The following is a 16,495-nucleotide window of genomic DNA, read 5'->3' as shown; positions in this document are numbered from 1 at the left end:
GGCGGAGGCCGCTGAGGCAGGATGGGTGGATGCGCGGAATCAGGCTGAACGGGTTCGGTGGGCCGGAGGTCATGGAGTGGACCGAGGTGCCCGAGCCGAGCCCGGGTGCGGGTGAGGTGCTGATCGATGTCGCGGCCGCCGGGGTCAACCGGGCGGACCTGATGCAGCGGCAAGGCTTCTACCCGCCGCCGCCCGGGGCCAGCGAGCTGCCGGGGCTGGAGGTGTCCGGGGTGATCGCCGAAGTCGGTGCGGGCGTCGAGGATTGGCGGGCCGGCGATCGGGTGTGCGCGCTGTTGTCCGGCGGCGGGTACGCCGAGCGGGTGGTGGCGCCCGCCGGGCAGGTGCTGCCGGTGCCCGGGAACGTGGAGCTCACCGCCGCGGCCGGATTGCCCGAGGTCGCCGCCACGGTTTGGTCGAACCTGGTCATGACGGCCGGGCTGGACGCCGGGCAGCTGGTGCTGATCCACGGCGGCGGCAGCGGAATCGGCACGCACGCCATCCAGGTCGCGGTGCAGCGCGGGGCGCGGGTCGCGGTGACGGCCGGATCGGACGCGAAGCTGAAGCGCTGCGCGGAACTCGGCGCCAGTGTGCTGATCAACTATCGCGAGCAGGATTTCGTCGAGATCGTCCGGGCGCAGGAATCCGGCGCGGGCGGTCCCGGCGCCGACATCATCCTCGACAACATGGGTGCGGCCTATCTGGCACGCAATGTGGAGGCGCTGGCCGATCACGGCCGCCTGGTGGTCATCGGCATGCAGGGCGGCGTCACCGGCGAGCTGAATCTGGCCGCGCTGCTGGGTAAATGGGGCACCATCCACGCGAACAACCTGCGCAAACGCCCCGCCGTGGGTGCCAACAGCAAAGCCGAGGTGATCGCCGAGGTGCGCCGCCGGCTCTGGCCGCTGCTCGCCGCCGAAGACATCGCCCCGGTCATCCACGCGGAAGTACCGATCGCCGACGCCGCGCGAGCACACCGAATGCTCGACGACTCCGGCACTTTCGGCAAGGTCGTCCTGCGCGTCGCGGACTGACGCGGATCAATCCAGCGCGGTGAGCGCCCGGCCCAACTGATCGATCTCGAACTTCGTTGTGTACGGCGCCAAACCGATGGTGACGGCGCCGCCCTCGTCGTTCACGCCCAGCGCGTCCAGCAGCCGGCTGCCGCCGTGCACACCGGACAGCGTGCCGATCCGGGCGTCGGCCAGCTTGGCCGCGACCTTCTCCGCCTGCATGCCCGCCAGGGTGAAGCTGACCGTCGGGATGCGGGTGGAGGCCCGGCCGATGACGGTCAGATTGGGGACCTTGTCGAGCACGTCCATCAGGTGCTCGAACAGCTGATCGTGGTAGTCCTGCAGCGAGGTGATCGAGATCTCCAGCCGCTGGCGGCGCGTGCCGGCGGCGCGCTCGTCCAGGCCGGCCAGGAAATCGATGGAGGTGGTGAGCCCGGCCAGCAACGCGTACTGATGGCCGCCGACCTCGAGGCGCTCGGCGCCTTTGGCGTAGGGATTCAACGACATCGACGGGATCCGGTCCAGGAACGCGGGATCGCGGAAGACCAGCGCGCCGATCTGCGGACCACCCCACGCGGGCGCGCTGAGCGCGATCACGTCGGCGTTGAGTTCGTCGATGTCGATGAGCGCGTAGGGCGCCGCGCCGACCGCGTCGGCAACCAGCAGGCCACCGACCTCGTGCACCCGATCCGCCGCCACCCGCACCGCGGGCGCGGACCCGACGATCGGGGAGGCCGCCGTCAGCGCCACCAGCCGCGCGGTCGGGCCGATCAATTCCTCGAACTGCCAGGACGGCATCTCACAGGTCTCGATCTCGACCTCGGCCCAGCGCACATGCGCGCCATAGCGGTTCGCGATGCGCAGCCAGGGCGCGACATTCGCCTCGTCGTCCAGGCGGGACAGCACGATGCCGGTGCCGAGCCCGAGCCGCGAGCTCAGCGACTCCGCCAGCCAGGCCAGCAGGACCGCGCGATCGGGGCCGAGCACCACACCCGCCGGGTCGCCGCCGACGAGATCCGCGACCGCCTCGCGCGCCGCGTCCAGAATGCCGGCGCTGCGCACCGCGGCACCGTTACGACCGATGTGCGAGAACGCTGACGTGCGGAAACCCGTTGAGACGGCACGCGATACCGCATCCGGGACCAGCATGCCCGCCTGCGGGTCGAAGTGGATCCAGCCGTCGCCCAGGGACGGTATCAGGCCCCGAACCCTCGCGACGTCGTAAGTCATGCTGGCCACTCTAAGGGCAGCGGCCGAGGCTGCGTAACCGTGTTCCGCCTGACCGGTGGAAGGCACCGCAGCGACCGGGGTGAATGCATGGCAACCGACTTTCAGCAAATCCGAACCACACGACGACCCGACCAGTTTAGGACGCAGCGCCGTCCCGTAGACACCGACCGGCGATGCCGGATTCGCACCCGGCGCAACGCCCGCCACGGCCGCCCCGGCCCCGGCGCCGAGCGCACGGGCGCACCCCGGGAACGGGTGACATGATGGGGGTCATGACGCATTCGGATGACGCACCCGATTCCATTGTCGTGGTCGGACCCGACGGCCGGCACCTGGTGATCCCGGCCGACGCGGGCACGCCGCTGAACGCTCAGGTCGTCTCCGACGACGAGGCCGCCGCGGCCGCGGACGCCGAGGCCGGCGAATCGCTGGCCGACATGGTGGAGCAGCCCGCGAAGGTGATGCGCATCGGCACCATGATCAAACAGCTGCTCGAGGAGGTACGCGCCGCACCGCTGGACGACGCCAGCCGCACCCGGCTGCGCGAGATCCACCGGTCCTCGGTGCGCGAGCTCGAGCAGGGCCTGGCGCCGGAACTGCGCGAGGAACTGGAACGCCTGACCCTGCCGTTCACCGATGACGCGGTACCCACCGACGCCGAACTCCGCATCGCGCAGGCGCAGCTGGTCGGCTGGCTGGAGGGCCTGTTCCACGGCATCCAGACCGCGCTGTTCGCCCAGCAGATGGCCGCCCGCGCGCAGTTGGAGCAGATGCGCCAGGGTGCGCTGCCGCCCGGCATCCACGCCGGTGACGCCCGGACCGGCACCCCGAACCACGTCACCGGCGGGTCCGGGCAGTACCTCTGAGCGCCCGCCCCCGCGACCCTGGTTCCGGCCGTTCTCGCAGAACGCCGCAAGGGTAGTGTCGAGCACCGTGTCCGCCGCTGCCGCTCGCCCCGACTCCGACGTGAGTACGGTGCGTCCCGAAGAAAGCACAGTGCATGTGACTGCCGACGAGCCATTGGCCGCGGAAGCCGTTCCGGCGGAGCCGATCGTCTCGGATTCGCAGACCTTCCAGCGGGCGTTCAAGGACTTCCGCCACGGGTTCTCCCAACGGGAGCTGTGGCTTTCGCTGGGCTGGCAGGACATCAAGCAGCGCTACCGGCGTTCGGTGCTCGGGCCGTTCTGGATCACGATCTCCACCGCCGTGCAGGCGGCCGCCATCGGTCTGCTGTACGCGACGCTGTTCGCCCAGCCGCTGCGGGAGTATCTGCCCTACGTCACCGTCGGCATCATCGTGTGGAACGTGATCGAGGCCAGCATCCTCGAGGGTTCCGATGTGTTCATCGCCAACGAGGGCCTGATCAAACAGCTTCCGTCGGCGTTGAGTGTGCACGTCTACCGGCTGGTGTGGCGGCAGTTCCTGTTCTTCGCGCACAACGCGGCGATCTATCTGGTGCTGCTGGTGGCCTTCAGCGTGTGGCGTGATCTCGGATGGTCGGTGTTGCTCGCCATTCCGGCGATCGTGCTGCTCTTCCTCAACGCCGCCTGGGTCACCATCGTGTTCGGCATTTTCAGCACCCGCTACCGCGATATCGCACCGATCCTGGGCAGCCTCACCCGCATGCTGTTCGTGCTGACACCGGTCATGTGGTCTGCGAAAGTGTTGCACGAACAGGGTGGTTCGGTCAGCGACCGCGCGCGACTGGTCGAACTGGTACCGACCTATCACTACTTGGAGATCGTGCGCGCTCCCCTGCTCGGCGATCCGATCCACTGGCGCAGCTGGATAGTCGTCATCAGTTTCACCGTGGTCGGCTGGCTGGTGGCAGTCTTGGCAATGAAGAAGTACCGGTCCCGCGTCCCCTACTGGGTGTGAAGGCGATATGTCCGACGTAAGCATCGAAACCCAGGGCGCCTGGGTGGAATTCCCGATCTTCGACGCCAAGTCGCGGTCACTGAAGAAGGCGTTCCTCGGCAAGGCCGGCGGCTCCATCGGGCGCAACCAGTCCGACGTGGTGGTCGTGGAAGCACTTCGCGATATCAACCTGTCGCTGAAAGAGGGCGACAAGGTCGGATTGGTCGGGCACAACGGCGCCGGCAAATCGACGCTGCTGCGGCTGCTTTCGGGCATCTACGAACCCTCGCGGGGCAGCGCCCGGATTCGCGGGCGGGTGGCGCCGGTGTTCGACCTCGGCGTCGGCATGGACCCGGAGATCTCCGGCTACGAGAACATCATCATCCGCGGTCTCTTCCTCGGGCAGACCCGCAAGCAGATGCTGGCGAAGATCGATGAGATCGCCGATTTCACCGAACTCGGCGAATATCTCTCGATGCCGCTGCGCACCTATTCCACCGGCATGCGGGTGCGTCTGGCGATGGGCGTGGTGACCTCGATCGATCCCGAAATCCTGTTGCTGGACGAGGGCATCGGCGCGGTCGACGCCGAATTCATGAAGAAGGCGCGGCTGCGCTTGCAGAAACTCGTGGCCCGGTCTGGCATCCTGGTGTTCGCCAGCCATTCCAACGAATTTCTCGCCCAGCTCTGCGATTCCGCGCTGTGGATCGATCACGGGCAGATCCGCGAACGCGGCGGAATCGAAGACGTGGTGCGCGCGTACGAGGGGCCCGAGGCGGGAAATCACGTGGCGACGGTGCTACGGGAATTGGCGGCCGAACGCACGCCGGGCCCGCAAGGTGATCGAGAACTGGAGCGTAATCAGGCATGAGTTCCCCGACCGGGCCGAGCGACCCGACCAGGCCGGACGCGCCGTTCGAGCAGCCCTCGACCGGCGCCGACGCCCGGATCGTCGCGGTGGTGGTCACGCACAAGCGCCGTGAGCTGCTCACCGAATCGCTGAAGGTGCTGACCTCCCAGTCGCGGCCGGTGGATCACCTGATCGTGGTGGACAACGCGAACGAGCCCGAGGTCGCCGAACTGGTGGCCGAGCAGCCGATCGAGGCCACCTACCTGGGCTCGGCGCACAACCTGGGCGGGGCCGGCGGTTTCGCGCTCGGCATGCTGCACGCGCTGACGCTCGGCGCGGACTGGGTCTGGCTGGCCGATGACGACGGGCGCCCCGAGGGCGCGGAAGTGCTTGCGGTGCTGCTGGATTGCGCCCGCCGGCACGGGCTGGCCGAGGTCTCGCCGGTGGTCTGCGATATCGACGAACCGGATCGGCTGGCCTTCCCGCTGCGCCGCGGCGTGGTGTGGCGGCGGCTGCGCTCCGAGCTCGGTGACGAGGATTTCCTACCCGGCATCGCCTCGCTGTTCAACGGCGCGCTGATCGCGGCGAAGGCGGTCGATCAGATCGGCGTGCCGGACCTGCGGCTGTTCGTGCGCGGCGACGAGGTGGAGGTGCATCGCCGGCTGGTGCGGTCGGGGCTGCCGTTCGGCACCTGTTTGCAGACCGCCTACCTGCACCCCAACGGCGCGGCCGAGTTCAAGCCGATTCTCGGCGGCCGGATGCACACCCAGTACCCGGACGATCCGGTGAAGCGGTACTTCACCTATCGCAACCGCGGCTACCTGATGGCCCAGCCCGGCATGCGCAAGCTGCTGCCCCAGGAGTGGGTGCGGTTCTCCTGGTTCTTCCTGGTCACCCGCCGCGACCCGGCCGGGCTGAAGGAATGGTTCCACCTACGCAGCCTCGGACGGCACGAGCAGTTCGGGAAGCCGGAAAAATAGGTTGCGAGCCCCGCGCGGGCTGTGCCAAGGTGGTTGGAACGTCGAGAGAGTCGAGGAGGTGGAGAGCGTGACTACATCAGTGCGGATTGTCGTGCCCGCGGTGGCTGTGCCCGCGTCGCCCGTCTCCCCCTCCACCTCACCTCGCTGAACCCGGCTCGGGTTCGGCACCCGACGAAGGATTCCCTCCATCATGGTCGAGAACGACCCTAACTTTCACGTTCCTTTCGGCTGGACCGATGCCCTGGCCTCGACTTACGCCCCGTTCCTCACCGACGGCCGGGTACCGGCCCGCGTCATCCGGATGGACCGCAGCGAATGCGATGTGGCGACACCCACCGGCTTGGCCCGGGCCCGCTGCCCGCGCTCGGATTCCGAGGTCAGCGGCCTGTGCACCGGTGACTGGGTCACCGTGGACGCCGATCTGACCGTGCGGCAGCTGCTGCCGCGGCGCACGGCGATCATGCGCTCCTCGGTGTCCGGCCGCTCCGAGGGCCAGGTGCTGGCCGCCAATGTCGACACCGTGCTCATCTGCACGGCGGCCGACGGCGATGTCGACCTGAATCGGATCGAACGCATGCTCGCCCTGACCTGGGAGAGCGCTGCCCAGCCGATCGTGGTGCTCACCAAAGCCGATGCGGCAGAGGATATTCCGATCGAGGAGGTGCAGGCCGCGGCGCCCGGGGCGACTGTGCTGACGGTCTCCGCGGCCACCGGGGCCGACCTGGACGTGCTCACCGCCCTGCTCGACGGCACCGTCGCCCTGATCGGCCCCTCGGGGGCCGGGAAGTCCACCCTGGCCAACGCACTGCTCGGCCAGGACGTGTTCGCCACCAACGACGTGCGCGCCGTGGACAAGAAGGGCAGGCACACCACCGTGCACCGCGAGCTGCGGCCGCTGCCGGGCGGCGGCACCCTGATCGACACCCCGGGGCTGCGCGGTATCGGCCTCTACGACGCCGCCGAAGGTATCGAGAAGACCTTCAGCGACATCGAGGCGCTGGCCGCCGAGTGCCGCTTCCTGGACTGCTCGCACGGCGGCGAACCCGGCTGCGCGATCGCGGCAGCCCTCGACTCCGGCGCGCTGACCCAGCGCCGGTTCGACAGCTACCGCAAGCTGGTCCGCGAGAACGCCTGGATGGAGTCCCGCACCGACAAGCGCGTGCAGGCCGAACGTGCCCGCGAATGGAAGTCGATCAGCAAGCAGCAGCGGCGCATGTACCGGGAGCGCGGTTCCCGGCGCTGAGTGCCGAAAAGACCGTCCGCACACCCGAATTCCCGTGGTGTGCGGACGGCCGGTCGGCAGTGCGGCCACCCTCGCGGACACACGGTAGGGTTCGGCGCGAATTGATCGTGCTTTCGGGAGGGTTTGGATGAGTTACCCCGGCGGATACCCGCCTCAGGGCCAAGCGCAAGGTGGGCAGTACCCCGGACAGCCTGCGTATGGTCAGCAACCCGTGGGGCAGCCGTACGGCGCTCCGCAGCCGTATGGACAGCCTCCGGCCGGACAGCCCTATGGCGCACAGCCTTACGGCGCACAACCGTACGGTCAGCCGCAGCCGCAGTACGGCCAACAGCCCTACGGGCAACCGCAATACGGCCAGGGCGCGCCACAGCAGTACGGCCAACCACAGCCGCACGCCGCTCCGGCCCCGCCGGGAATCACCGTGCAGGCCGACTACGAGTGGTTCGCCTTCATGCTCGGCCTGCTCACCAAGCCGAAGATCCTGATCAACGGCCAGCAGGTGCCCAACACCCAGTGGGGTGAGAACCACATTCCGGTCGCGCCGGGCCAGTACCACCTGCGGGTCACGACGCCGTGGCTGATCGACATGGGCCCCGGGGACCAGCAGGTGGCGCTCAGCGAGGGCCAGGGGGTTCGGTACTACTACAAGCCACCCGCCATGTTCTGGCTGCCCGGCGCCATCGGCGAATTCCCGCAGAAGACCCCGGGCCTGATCTTCATCTACATCATGTACGGCCTGATCGCGCTGCCCTGCGTGCTGGGCCTGCTGCTGTTCATCGTCGGGCTCGCCGCGGCCTGACCTGGCACCTACGCACCCGGGGCATCGGACCGATTCGGTCCGATGCCCCGTTTTTGTTACCCGCGCCGCATATGCAACTGGTTGCATAGCGGCCGGGTTTACGCTTAGGGTGCGAAAGTGCGGAGGCCGCGGGCGCCGGTAATTCCTGCGGCATACAGACAGGAGCAGGTCATGGCGGATTCGGGTAAGCCGTTGGCGGGCAAGACGTTGATCATGTCGGGCGGGAGCCGGGGCATCGGGCTGGAGATCGCCAAGCTGGCGGCGGCGGACGGGGCGAATGTCACGCTGATCGCCAAGACCGACCAGCCGCATCCGAAGCTGCCGGGCACCATCCATACCGCGGCCGCGGAGATCGAGGCGGCCGGCGGCCAGGTGCTGCCCTTCGTCGGCGATGTGCGGCTCGAGGAATCGGTGGCCGAGGCGGTGCGGCAGACCGTCGAGCGGTTCGGCGGGATCGATCTGGTGGTCAACAACGCCTCGGCGATCGACCTCTCCCCCACCGAGGCGCTGTCGATGAAGAAGTACGACCTGATGCAGGACATCAACTGCCGGGGCAGCTTCCTGCTGTCCAAGCTGTCGATCCCGCATCTGCGGGCGTCCGCGCAGGCCGGGCGCAACCCGCACATCCTGACGCTGTCCCCGCCGCTGAACCTGGACCCGAAGTGGGCCGGTATGGCGCTGGGCTACACCATCGCCAAGTACGGAATGTCGCTGACCACACTGGGTTTGGCGGAGGAGCTGAAGGGCGACGGGATCGGCGTGAACTCGCTGTGGCCGCGCACCACCATCGCCACCGCCGCCGTGCGCAACCTGCTCGGCGGTGACGAGATGATCTCCACCTCGCGCACCCCCGCGATCTACGCCGACTCGGCCTACCTGGTGCTCACCTCGCCCGCGGAGAAGACCACCGGCAACTTCTTCCTCGACGACGAAGTGCTTGCCGCACACGGCATCACGGACCTGGAGAAGTACCGGGTCACCCCGGGCGACGGCGAACTGACCACCGACCTGTTCCTCTGACGCGGCGCCGTCGTCCCGGCCCGCGGCCGGGACGACGGACTAGCCCCAGACGATGGCGTGGTACTTGGCGAACGCGGCGATCAGGCCGACCGTGCTCGCGGCGATGATGGTGAGCGCCGGGCCGAAGGTCGGGGTCTTGCCCTCGGTATCGGTGAGCCGCAACGGCATCCACCGCAGCAGCACCGCGAAGGCGACGATCGCCAGCGGCACGAAGTAGCGGCCCTGCACGCCGTCGACGATGTAGTAGCCGACCGGGGTGAACGACATGTACAGCGTCACGTAGATCATCGCGACGCTGGCCGCCACGGTCAGCGCGGCCACCCAAGTGCGCCAGCGGGTCGAGGCGGTCATCCGGTCGGAGATGCCCAGCGCCACCGCGAACGCGAGCAGGCAGGCCACGATCGACAGGGCGGGCACGTCGATGTAGGCGAAGCCGAGTTCACCGAAGAACTGGATGAACCAGCGCTGGTCGCGGTAGACGATACTGTCGCCGAAGACGTCCACGAAAGCGAGCGGATCGCCCAGGATTCCGGACAGCTGGTCGCCGGGGCGCACCGACTTCCACTGGTGCTCGGGCCGCATCAGGCCCATGCCCTCGGTGGTCGGTCCGGCGATCTTGGTCCAGAGCGCGAAGCACACCGCGCCCACGCCCGCGAAGACCCAGGGCACCAGCCGTTGCCAGCGCTTGGGCTCGGCCGAGCCGAACGCGAACCGCTCGGCCGGCACCAGCACCACCAGCATGGCCAGCAGCACATAGGTCGGCTTGCTCAGCGGCAGCAGGACGGTCGCGGCCAGCAGCGCGGCGGTCTCGGTGCGGCCCAGCCGATCACCGCGGAACAGCGCCTTCACCAGCAGCGCGGAGACCATGATGGCCAGCGCGTTGGTCATCGTGTCGGCGGTGACGGTGCCCGCCTGGAACACCGCGATCGGCAGCAGCGCCACCGCGAACACCAGCCACTGCACCCGGTGCCGGCGCAGCGCCCACAGCGCGAAACCGACCAGCGCGAGATACACGGCAAGCCCGGCCAGCCGGGTCGCCAGGATCATGCCGCCGACCTCGAGGCCGAGCGCCTCGGCGACGCGAATGCCCAGGGCGGCCGGGATATACGGCACCGGCGAGTAGGCGGCGGTGTTGGTGAACCACACCGGCTTCTCGGCCGCGGAGATCTCGGCCGACTTGAGCCGGTCGTAGTCGGCCGGGTCGGCCACCATCGGATCCGGTTCCTGCGGATTGGTGGTGTAGTCGGTCAGCGCGAAGCCCATCAGCTCGGTGATGCTGGTGGGCACCTCGCCGCCGTAGGAGATGCCGCGGGTGTCCTCGATCCGCTCCGGCAGGAAACCGCCGTGCGCCACCTGATAGGCGCGCCCGAACTGGGTGATCTCGTCGTGCCCCCAGAACGGCGGCGTGCTCACCGCGAAGGCCGCGCCGAAAATGGTCACGAGCACCGCGAACGCGACCGCCGCGGCGCCGAAGCGATGCCCGACCGAGCTGGCCACCCGGCGCACCGGGTGCACCTGCTCGGCGCGTACCTGTTCAGCGGCGGGAGTCGACTTCGGCTCGGCCGCGGCCCCGTTCGTCGCGGCCGCGGCACCGGCCGTATCCGGCTCGGTGCGATCGGCGGAGGTGGTCACCGCCGAGGCTCCGCGTCACCGCCGCGGTCGTGCACACCCGGTGCGGAGTGCAGCAGGTAGATCAGGCGCGAGGCCTCGTGCCGGGAGCGGCGGATACCGTCGAGCACCAGGCCCGCGGTCCAGGCCAGGCTGCCGAGCAGCAGCAGCGTGAACGCGAGGAACAGCGTCGGGAATCGCGGCACCTCGTGGGTGTCGTAGAACTCGACGACGATCGGGATGGCGAGGGCGATGGAGATCAGCCAGCTCAGCGTGCCGAACAGCCCGTAGAACGCGACCGGGCGTTCGTGCCGGGCCAGCCCGATGATCAGGTTCAGGATCTTGAAACCGTCGTGATACGTGCGCAGTTTCGACTCGCTGCCGGCCGGCCGATCGCGGAACCCGACCGGCACCGCGGTCTGCGGGACGCGCAGGTGCAGCGAATGCACCGTCAGCTCGGTCTCGATCTCGAATTCGCGCGAGACGGCGGGGAAGCTCTTCACGAACCGGCGGGAGAACACCCGGAAGCCGCTGAGCATGTCTTCGACGTTCTCGCCGAACACCTTTCCGACCACGCCGTTGAGCACCTTGTTACCGGTCTCGTGGCCCGCGCGGTAGGCGGTGGCCCCCGCGTCCTCCCGGCGTACGCCGAGCACGTGATCGTAAGGGCCGTCGAGCAGCGTCTTGATCATCAGCGGTGCGGCCGACGCCTCGTAGGTGTCGTCACCGTCGATCATCAGATAGACGTCGGCGTCGATGTCGGCGAAGGCGCGGCGCACCACATTGCCTTTGCCCTTGGTGTTTTCGTACCGCACGATCGCACCGGCTTCGCGCGCCCGCTCGGCCGTCTTGTCGGTGCTGAGGTTGTCGTAGACGTAGACGACGACACCCGGCACGGCGGCCTGTAGATCGGCGACGACCTTGGCGACCGACGCCTCTTCGTTGTGGCAGGGGACAACTGCGGCGATTCGAAGCTCGGTGGAATCCACCCGGGTAAATCCTCGATGTCGGCGGTGAAAGGGAACACCGGGAGGGTACAGGGCCGTTCGGTCTGGTGCGCATCCGCATTCAGGTACCGTCACTCGGTGTCTTACCCCGAGCAGCCCGTGTCACTCCCGGATCCGCCGCCGGTGTCTGCCGTCGAAGCCGTGGCCGCTGCCGAACCCGGCCCGAACCTGGCCGCCAAGCTGATTTCCGCGCTGCGCAAGGGCAGCGCCTTCCTGATCGTGGGCGGCATCGGATTCCTGGTCGACGCGGGCACCTACAACCTGCTGGTGTTCTGGGGCGGCGAGGGGCCGCTGTACCAGCAGCCGCTGGCCGCGAAGATCATCGCGATCCTGGTGGCCACCGTGGTCACCTATTTCGGCAACAAGTGGTGGACCTTCGCCGACCAGCAGACCGACAACCCGGGACGCGAATATCTGCTGTACGCGGTGTTCAACGTGATCGCCATCGCGTTGCAGCTCGGCTGCCTGGGCTTCTCCCGGTATGTGCTGGACCTGTCGACCCCGCTGTCGGACAACATCTCCGGCACCTTCATCGGCCAGGCCGTGGCCGTGGGCTTCCGCTATTGGGCTTATAACAAGTTCGTCTTCACCGGTTCGAAGCAGCAATCCTGACGATTCGTCCTACCCTGGGTCGTCACCACGCTGTATTCACCCACCCCGTCGGCTTCGCCGCGTACCATCCCCAAGGGCCGCGCGGCCGATGCGACCGGGGATCCGCCTGCTGGACGGGCGATCGAGGGTGCGGATTGATATCCTCACCCCCGCCGCGAACGGCATCCCGTCGGCACAATCAAGATTTCGAGGACTTCATGGAGCAGTCGGCTACCGAGGCCGTGACCGAGACGAACGACCACGATTCGGCAGAGGCGGCACCCGCGGCTTTACGTGTCGATCATCGGGCGCCGGATCGCCTCGTGCTGCAACGCGGCATCTTCACCGGGCCGTCGGCGAAGATCAGCGACGAGCTCTACGCCGTGGTCAAGGGCCGGGCGCACCGGAGCCGGCTGGAACTGAGCCTGGAAAAGGGCGCGACCGCGCACACCAACACCTACTTCGGCCGGTTCGCCGCCGCCTACTGGCAGCGCTGGACCGTGGTCACCGAGGTGCGGGCCACCATGGTGCTCGAGGTGACCGGTAAGGCGCTGGTCCGCATCGTCGCCTCCGACATCGCCGGGCACCGCCGCATCATCGGCTCCGCCGACGTCACCGCGAGCGGCGCGCTCACGCTGACCGCCCCGGTGGATCAGTTCGTCGACGGTGGCGCGCTCTGGCTGGAATTCGACGCCGTCGGCGGGCCGCTCGGCATCAGCGAACTCACCTGGACCGCGAAGGCGCCGGACCGGATGCGTCCGGTCGCCATCGCCATCTGCACCTTCAACCGCGCGGCCGACTGCGCGGAAACCGTTGCCGCGCTGGCCTCCGATCCGACAGTGCTGGCGGCGATCGACGCCGTGTACGTGGTCGACCAGGGCACCGACCAGGTGCAGGACCGGCCGCGCTTCCAGGAGACGCTGCCCATCCTGGGCGACAAGCTGCGCTACATCCAGCAGCCGAATCTCGGTGGCGCGGGCGGCTTCACCCGCGGCCTCTACGAGGTGTCCGCGGTCAACGAGCACGCCGACGTCATCCTGATGGACGACGACATCCTGTGCGAACCCGAAACGGTGCTGCGGCTCAACGCCTTCGCCAACCTGACCGTGGAGCCGACGCTGGTCGGCGCGCAGATGCTGTTCCTGCTCAACCCCGACTTCCTCAACGTCGGCGCCGAAGAGGTGCACCTGCACGAGCTCAAGCACGGGCAGAAGGTGGCCAAGGCGCTGCGCAACACCTCCATGCTGAAGAAGAACCAGGAACGCCGCGTCGACGCCGGCTACAACGCCTGGTGGACCTGCCTGATCCCGGCCGAGGTGGTGAAGAAGATCGGGCTGCCGGTGCCGATCTTCTTCCAGTGGGACGACGTGGAATACGGCGTGCGCGCGCGGGAGAACGGCTTCGTCACCGTCACCCTGCCCAACGCCGCCGTGTGGCACGCCGACTTCTACTGGAAGGACTTCGACGACTGGGCGCGCTACTTCAGCACGCGCAACTCGCTGATCGTCGGCGCCATGCACGCCCAGCTGGACGGCAAGAAGATCACCCGCCAGCTGTTCCGCAATATCGCCGAGTACCTGGTGGCGATGCAGTACGGCCTGGCGCACACCACGCTGCAGGGCATCGAGGACTTCCTGGAAGGCCCGAAGGTGTTGCGCGACGGCGGCATCGACGCGCTCGCCCGGGCCCGCACCAGCCGCGGCGACTACCCGGAGACGGCCAAGCACGCCGCCGCGACCCCGCCGGTGCGCACCGCCGACATCCAGCTGCGCCGGGCCGGCGGCCAGCCGAGCCGGGACCTGCTGGTGCTGGTCAAGCGCGCGATCAACCAGTGGACCGGACGCACCCAGCGCGGCGTGGTCGGCGTGACCCGCGAGGACGCGCACTGGTGGCATGTCTCGCTGTTCGACCATGTGGTCGTCACCGACGCCTCCCAGTCCGGCGTGCGGGTGCGGGTGCGGGACAAGGAGCGGGCGCGGCAACTGCTCAAGCGCACCATCCGGGTGCTGCGCCGCCTGCGCAAGGACCTGCCCCGCCTGACGGCCGAATACCGCGCCGCCGTGCCGGAACTCACCAGCCGGGAGAACTGGGCCCGGCTGTACGGGATCGACGCGGACTGACCACTTCTATTCGGCGGTGGCGTCCAGATTGCGCTCGCCCGCCGCGACGTAGGCACGTTCGGTGGCGGCCTTCTCGGGCCGCCACCAGTCCTCGTTGTCGCGGTACCACCGCACGGTCGCCTTCAGGCCGGCGCGGAAGTCGGCGTAGCGCGGGGACCAGCCGAGTTCGGCGCGCAGCGCGGAGGCGTCGATGGCGTAGCGCTGGTCGTGGCCCGGGCGGTCGGTGACGTGGTCGAAATCGTCCGGGGCGCGGCCGAATTCCTCGAGGATCAGCCGCACGACGGATTTGTTGTCGAGTTCGCCGTCGGCGCCGATCAGGTAGGTGCGGCCGAGGCTGCCGCGGTCCAGGACGTCCCAGACCGCGCGGTTGTGGTCCTCGACGTGGATCCAGTCGCGGATCTGATGCCCCGCGCCGTAGAGCCGGGGCCGGACGCCGTCGATCAGGTTGGTGATCTGGCGCGGGATGAACTTCTCCACGTGCTGGTACGGCCCGTAGTTGTTGGAGCAGTTGGACAGGGTGGCGCGCACGCCGAAAGACCTGGCCCAGGCGCGCACCAGCAGATCGCTCGAGGCCTTGGAGGCGGAGTACGGGCTGGACGGGTTGTAGGGGGTCTGCTCGGTGAAGCGCGGCTCGTCCGGGGTGAGATCGCCGTAGACCTCGTCGGTGGAGACATGGTGGTAGCGCACGTCATACCGGCGCACCGCCTGCAGCAGCGAGTAGGTGCCGACGATGTTGGTCTGGATGAACGGCCACGGCTCGGTCAGCGAGTTGTCGTTGTGTGATTCGGCCGCGAAGTGCACCACCGCGTCGACGCCGCTGACCAGCTCGTCGACCAGGTCGAGGTCGGCGATGTCGCCGTGCACGAAGTCGATACGGTCCGCGACCGAGTCCAGCGAGGCCTTGTTCCCCGCGTAGGTGAGCGCGTCGAGCACCGTCACCGTGGTGTCCGGGCGTTGGGCCACGGTCTGGTGCACGAAATTCGCACCGATGAATCCGGCTCCGCCGGTTACGAGCAGTCGCACGCCATGAACCTTACGTCGGCGGCCGCGCGCGGGTTCCCGGAGGCACGGATCCCCACCTGAGAGCAACCTGAGTGGCGTTCGTCACATCAGGGGCCGGTTAATGCCGGATCGAAACTCCGCGGCAATATGAAATGCGTGCTGGGCGTACATATTTCCGGGACCGCACCGTGCTCCAAGTCCGGATGGTGAACAAAATTTGAATTAAAGGTCACAACTCATTCACCGCCCGTTAGCTGGTCTACATTTCGATCAGCTTGTCCCCCTAGAACGCTGCGCAAAGGTTCAATACCAAATGCTGATGAGGAAATTCGCCGCTACGTCGGCGCTGCTGATCGCCGCCATGGGCGTCACCGCAGGCACCGTGAACGCGGCCCCGGCCGATCAGTCCTCCGCCGAAGCCATCAACTTCTCCGCCAAAGCCACCGAGACCCAGTCCATCATCACGATCGACGCCGGTGCGCTGGTCGTCGAGGATGACGCGCTCAAGATCAAGGCCGCCGACGGCACCACCGTCGCCGGTACGCCACTGAAGTTCCAGCTCGACGACTTCGAACTGCCGATCGTCGCGGACATCTCCGATCGCACGGCGACCCTGACCCCGCAGCTCGATGTCAGCAAGGCGGTCTACAAGCCGGTCGCGCTGCCCTTCGAGGACAAGGCGCCGTGGAAGAACGAGTACGACCGTGAGCAGGCCGCCTGGTCGCGTCTGACCTCGACCATCTCCATGGGCGCCACTGTCGGCACCCTGGTCGGCGGCCTCGGCGGCGCGGCCATCGGCTGTGTCCTGGGCGGCATCCTCGGCACCACGGTTGCCCTGGGCACCATCGTCGGCCTGTTCGGCCCGTTCGTTCCGGCCGCCCTGGCCGGTTGCATCGGCGGCATCGCGCTCGTCGGCGCGGTCGGCACGGTCCTGGGTCAGATCTTCATCACCGGCCCGGTCGCGATCGGCGCGGCGATCCAGTACTTCGCCACCATCAACGCCCCGGCCCCCGCGCCGGCGAAGTAATCCGAACCCCCAGTCCTACAACTGAATCCGCACAACTGAATCGGCACAACTGAACATCGAGCCAGGAACCCCACCCGGCGTGAGCCCGGGTGGGGTCACCTCGGCCCGACCGAGTTACTGAAAGTTTGCGGACCAAGGTATCGGTCGCAGT

15 protein-coding genes are annotated in these 16,495 nt (G+C 68.2%); 11 read left to right on the top strand and 4 right to left on the bottom strand.

Annotated features, from left to right (window positions below):
• The first annotated feature begins 29 nt into the window (after positions 1 to 29).
• A complete protein-coding gene (locus tag AB0H76_RS25400; protein WP_357328699.1) occupies positions 30 to 1,031 on the top strand; it encodes an NAD(P)H-quinone oxidoreductase in 1,002 nt (333 codons plus the stop codon).
• Positions 1,032 to 1,037: 6 nt separating this feature from the next.
• Here the strand turns inward: AB0H76_RS25400 and AB0H76_RS25395 are convergent, their stop codons facing one another.
• The gene (locus tag AB0H76_RS25395; RefSeq protein WP_357328695.1) at positions 1,038 to 2,240 is read right to left on the bottom strand and encodes a cysteine desulfurase-like protein; all 1,203 of its coding nucleotides are present in this window, start codon (positions 2,238 to 2,240) and stop codon (positions 1,038 to 1,040) included.
• Positions 2,241 to 2,512: 272 nt separating this feature from the next.
• Between AB0H76_RS25395 and AB0H76_RS25390 the strand changes: the two genes are divergently transcribed.
• From AB0H76_RS25390 to AB0H76_RS25360, 7 genes are all read left to right on the top strand, one after another.
• Complete coding sequence (locus AB0H76_RS25390; protein ID WP_357328692.1) at positions 2,513 to 3,106, top strand: bacterial proteasome activator family protein; 594 nt, start codon at positions 2,513 to 2,515, stop codon at positions 3,104 to 3,106.
• Positions 3,107 to 3,242: 136 nt separating this feature from the next.
• Positions 3,243 to 4,118, top strand: coding sequence for an ABC transporter permease (locus AB0H76_RS25385; protein ID WP_357329888.1), 876 nt, complete (start codon positions 3,243 to 3,245; stop codon positions 4,116 to 4,118).
• A 7-nt stretch (positions 4,119 to 4,125) separates the two neighbouring features.
• Positions 4,126 to 4,968 (top strand): ABC transporter ATP-binding protein, encoded by an 843-nt coding sequence (locus tag AB0H76_RS25380; protein ID WP_357328689.1) that lies wholly within the window; start codon positions 4,126 to 4,128, stop codon positions 4,966 to 4,968.
• Positions 4,965 to 5,927: a glycosyltransferase family 2 protein gene (locus AB0H76_RS25375; RefSeq protein WP_357328686.1), complete on the top strand. Its 963-nt coding sequence runs from the start codon at positions 4,965 to 4,967 to the stop codon at positions 5,925 to 5,927. The genes AB0H76_RS25380 and AB0H76_RS25375 overlap by 4 nt, the downstream gene beginning before the upstream one ends.
• Positions 5,928 to 6,117: 190 nt before the next feature.
• Positions 6,118 to 7,170, top strand: a complete 1,053-nt coding sequence (rsgA, locus tag AB0H76_RS25370; protein WP_357328683.1) for a ribosome small subunit-dependent GTPase A — start codon at positions 6,118 to 6,120, stop codon at positions 7,168 to 7,170.
• Positions 7,171 to 7,381: 211 nt separating this feature from the next.
• The gene (locus AB0H76_RS25365) at positions 7,382 to 7,969 is read left to right on the top strand and encodes a hypothetical protein (protein WP_357328680.1); all 588 of its coding nucleotides are present in this window, start codon (positions 7,382 to 7,384) and stop codon (positions 7,967 to 7,969) included.
• A 171-nt stretch (positions 7,970 to 8,140) separates the two neighbouring features.
• The gene (locus tag AB0H76_RS25360) at positions 8,141 to 8,989 is read left to right on the top strand and encodes an NAD(P)-dependent oxidoreductase (RefSeq protein WP_357328677.1); all 849 of its coding nucleotides are present in this window, start codon (positions 8,141 to 8,143) and stop codon (positions 8,987 to 8,989) included.
• A gap of 39 nt (positions 8,990 to 9,028) precedes the next feature.
• Here the strand turns inward: AB0H76_RS25360 and AB0H76_RS25355 are convergent, their stop codons facing one another.
• Complete coding sequence (locus AB0H76_RS25355; protein ID WP_357328674.1) at positions 9,029 to 10,621, bottom strand: DUF2142 domain-containing protein; 1,593 nt, start codon at positions 10,619 to 10,621, stop codon at positions 9,029 to 9,031.
• Positions 10,618 to 11,586: a glycosyltransferase gene (locus AB0H76_RS25350; RefSeq protein ID WP_357328671.1), complete on the bottom strand. Its 969-nt coding sequence runs from the start codon at positions 11,584 to 11,586 to the stop codon at positions 10,618 to 10,620. Before AB0H76_RS25350 ends, AB0H76_RS25355 begins: the two co-directional genes overlap by 4 nt.
• Positions 11,587 to 11,682: 96 nt before the next feature.
• On the opposite strand from AB0H76_RS25350, the gene AB0H76_RS25345 reads away from it, so the two are divergent.
• Positions 11,683 to 12,216, top strand: a complete 534-nt coding sequence (locus AB0H76_RS25345; protein ID WP_357328668.1) for a GtrA family protein — start codon at positions 11,683 to 11,685, stop codon at positions 12,214 to 12,216.
• 197 nt (positions 12,217 to 12,413) lie between these two features.
• Complete coding sequence (locus tag AB0H76_RS25340; protein WP_357328665.1) at positions 12,414 to 14,315, top strand: glycosyltransferase; 1,902 nt, start codon at positions 12,414 to 12,416, stop codon at positions 14,313 to 14,315.
• A gap of 6 nt (positions 14,316 to 14,321) precedes the next feature.
• Here the strand turns inward: AB0H76_RS25340 and rfbB are convergent, their stop codons facing one another.
• Positions 14,322 to 15,338, bottom strand: a complete 1,017-nt coding sequence (gene rfbB / locus AB0H76_RS25335; protein ID WP_357328662.1) for a dTDP-glucose 4,6-dehydratase — start codon at positions 15,336 to 15,338, stop codon at positions 14,322 to 14,324.
• A 292-nt stretch (positions 15,339 to 15,630) separates the two neighbouring features.
• Between rfbB and AB0H76_RS25330 the strand changes: the two genes are divergently transcribed.
• On the top strand, positions 15,631 to 16,344 hold the full coding sequence (locus AB0H76_RS25330) for a hypothetical protein (RefSeq protein WP_357328659.1): 714 nt from the start codon (positions 15,631 to 15,633) through the stop codon (positions 16,342 to 16,344).
• The last annotated feature ends 151 nt before the right edge of the window (positions 16,345 to 16,495 follow it).

The organism is Nocardia sp. NPDC050712 (assembly GCF_040654295.1).
In the GTDB taxonomy this organism is placed as follows: Bacteria; Actinomycetota; Actinomycetes; order Mycobacteriales; family Mycobacteriaceae; genus Nocardia.
This window is presented reverse-complemented; position numbering and strand designations above follow the sequence as displayed.

What these genes read in the sequence shown, in the direction of transcription:
- AB0H76_RS25360 (WP_357328677.1), top strand. Translation starts at nt 8,141, where the DNA reads ATGGCGGATTCGGGTAAGCCGTTGGCGGGCAAGACGTTGATCATGTCG.
- AB0H76_RS25400 (WP_357328699.1), top strand. Translation starts at nt 30, where the DNA reads ATGCGCGGAATCAGGCTGAACGGGTTCGGTGGGCCGGAGGTCATGGAG.
- AB0H76_RS25395 (WP_357328695.1), bottom strand. Translation starts at nt 2,240, where the DNA reads ATGACTTACGACGTCGCGAGGGTTCGGGGCCTGATACCGTCCCTGGGC.
- AB0H76_RS25375 (WP_357328686.1), top strand. Translation starts at nt 4,965, where the DNA reads ATGAGTTCCCCGACCGGGCCGAGCGACCCGACCAGGCCGGACGCGCCG.
- AB0H76_RS25330 (WP_357328659.1), top strand. Translation starts at nt 15,631, where the DNA reads ATGCTGATGAGGAAATTCGCCGCTACGTCGGCGCTGCTGATCGCCGCC.
- rsgA (WP_357328683.1), top strand. Translation starts at nt 6,118, where the DNA reads ATGGTCGAGAACGACCCTAACTTTCACGTTCCTTTCGGCTGGACCGAT.
- AB0H76_RS25340 (WP_357328665.1), top strand. Translation starts at nt 12,414, where the DNA reads ATGGAGCAGTCGGCTACCGAGGCCGTGACCGAGACGAACGACCACGAT.
- AB0H76_RS25380 (WP_357328689.1), top strand. Translation starts at nt 4,126, where the DNA reads ATGTCCGACGTAAGCATCGAAACCCAGGGCGCCTGGGTGGAATTCCCG.
- AB0H76_RS25390 (WP_357328692.1), top strand. Translation starts at nt 2,513, where the DNA reads ATGACGCATTCGGATGACGCACCCGATTCCATTGTCGTGGTCGGACCC.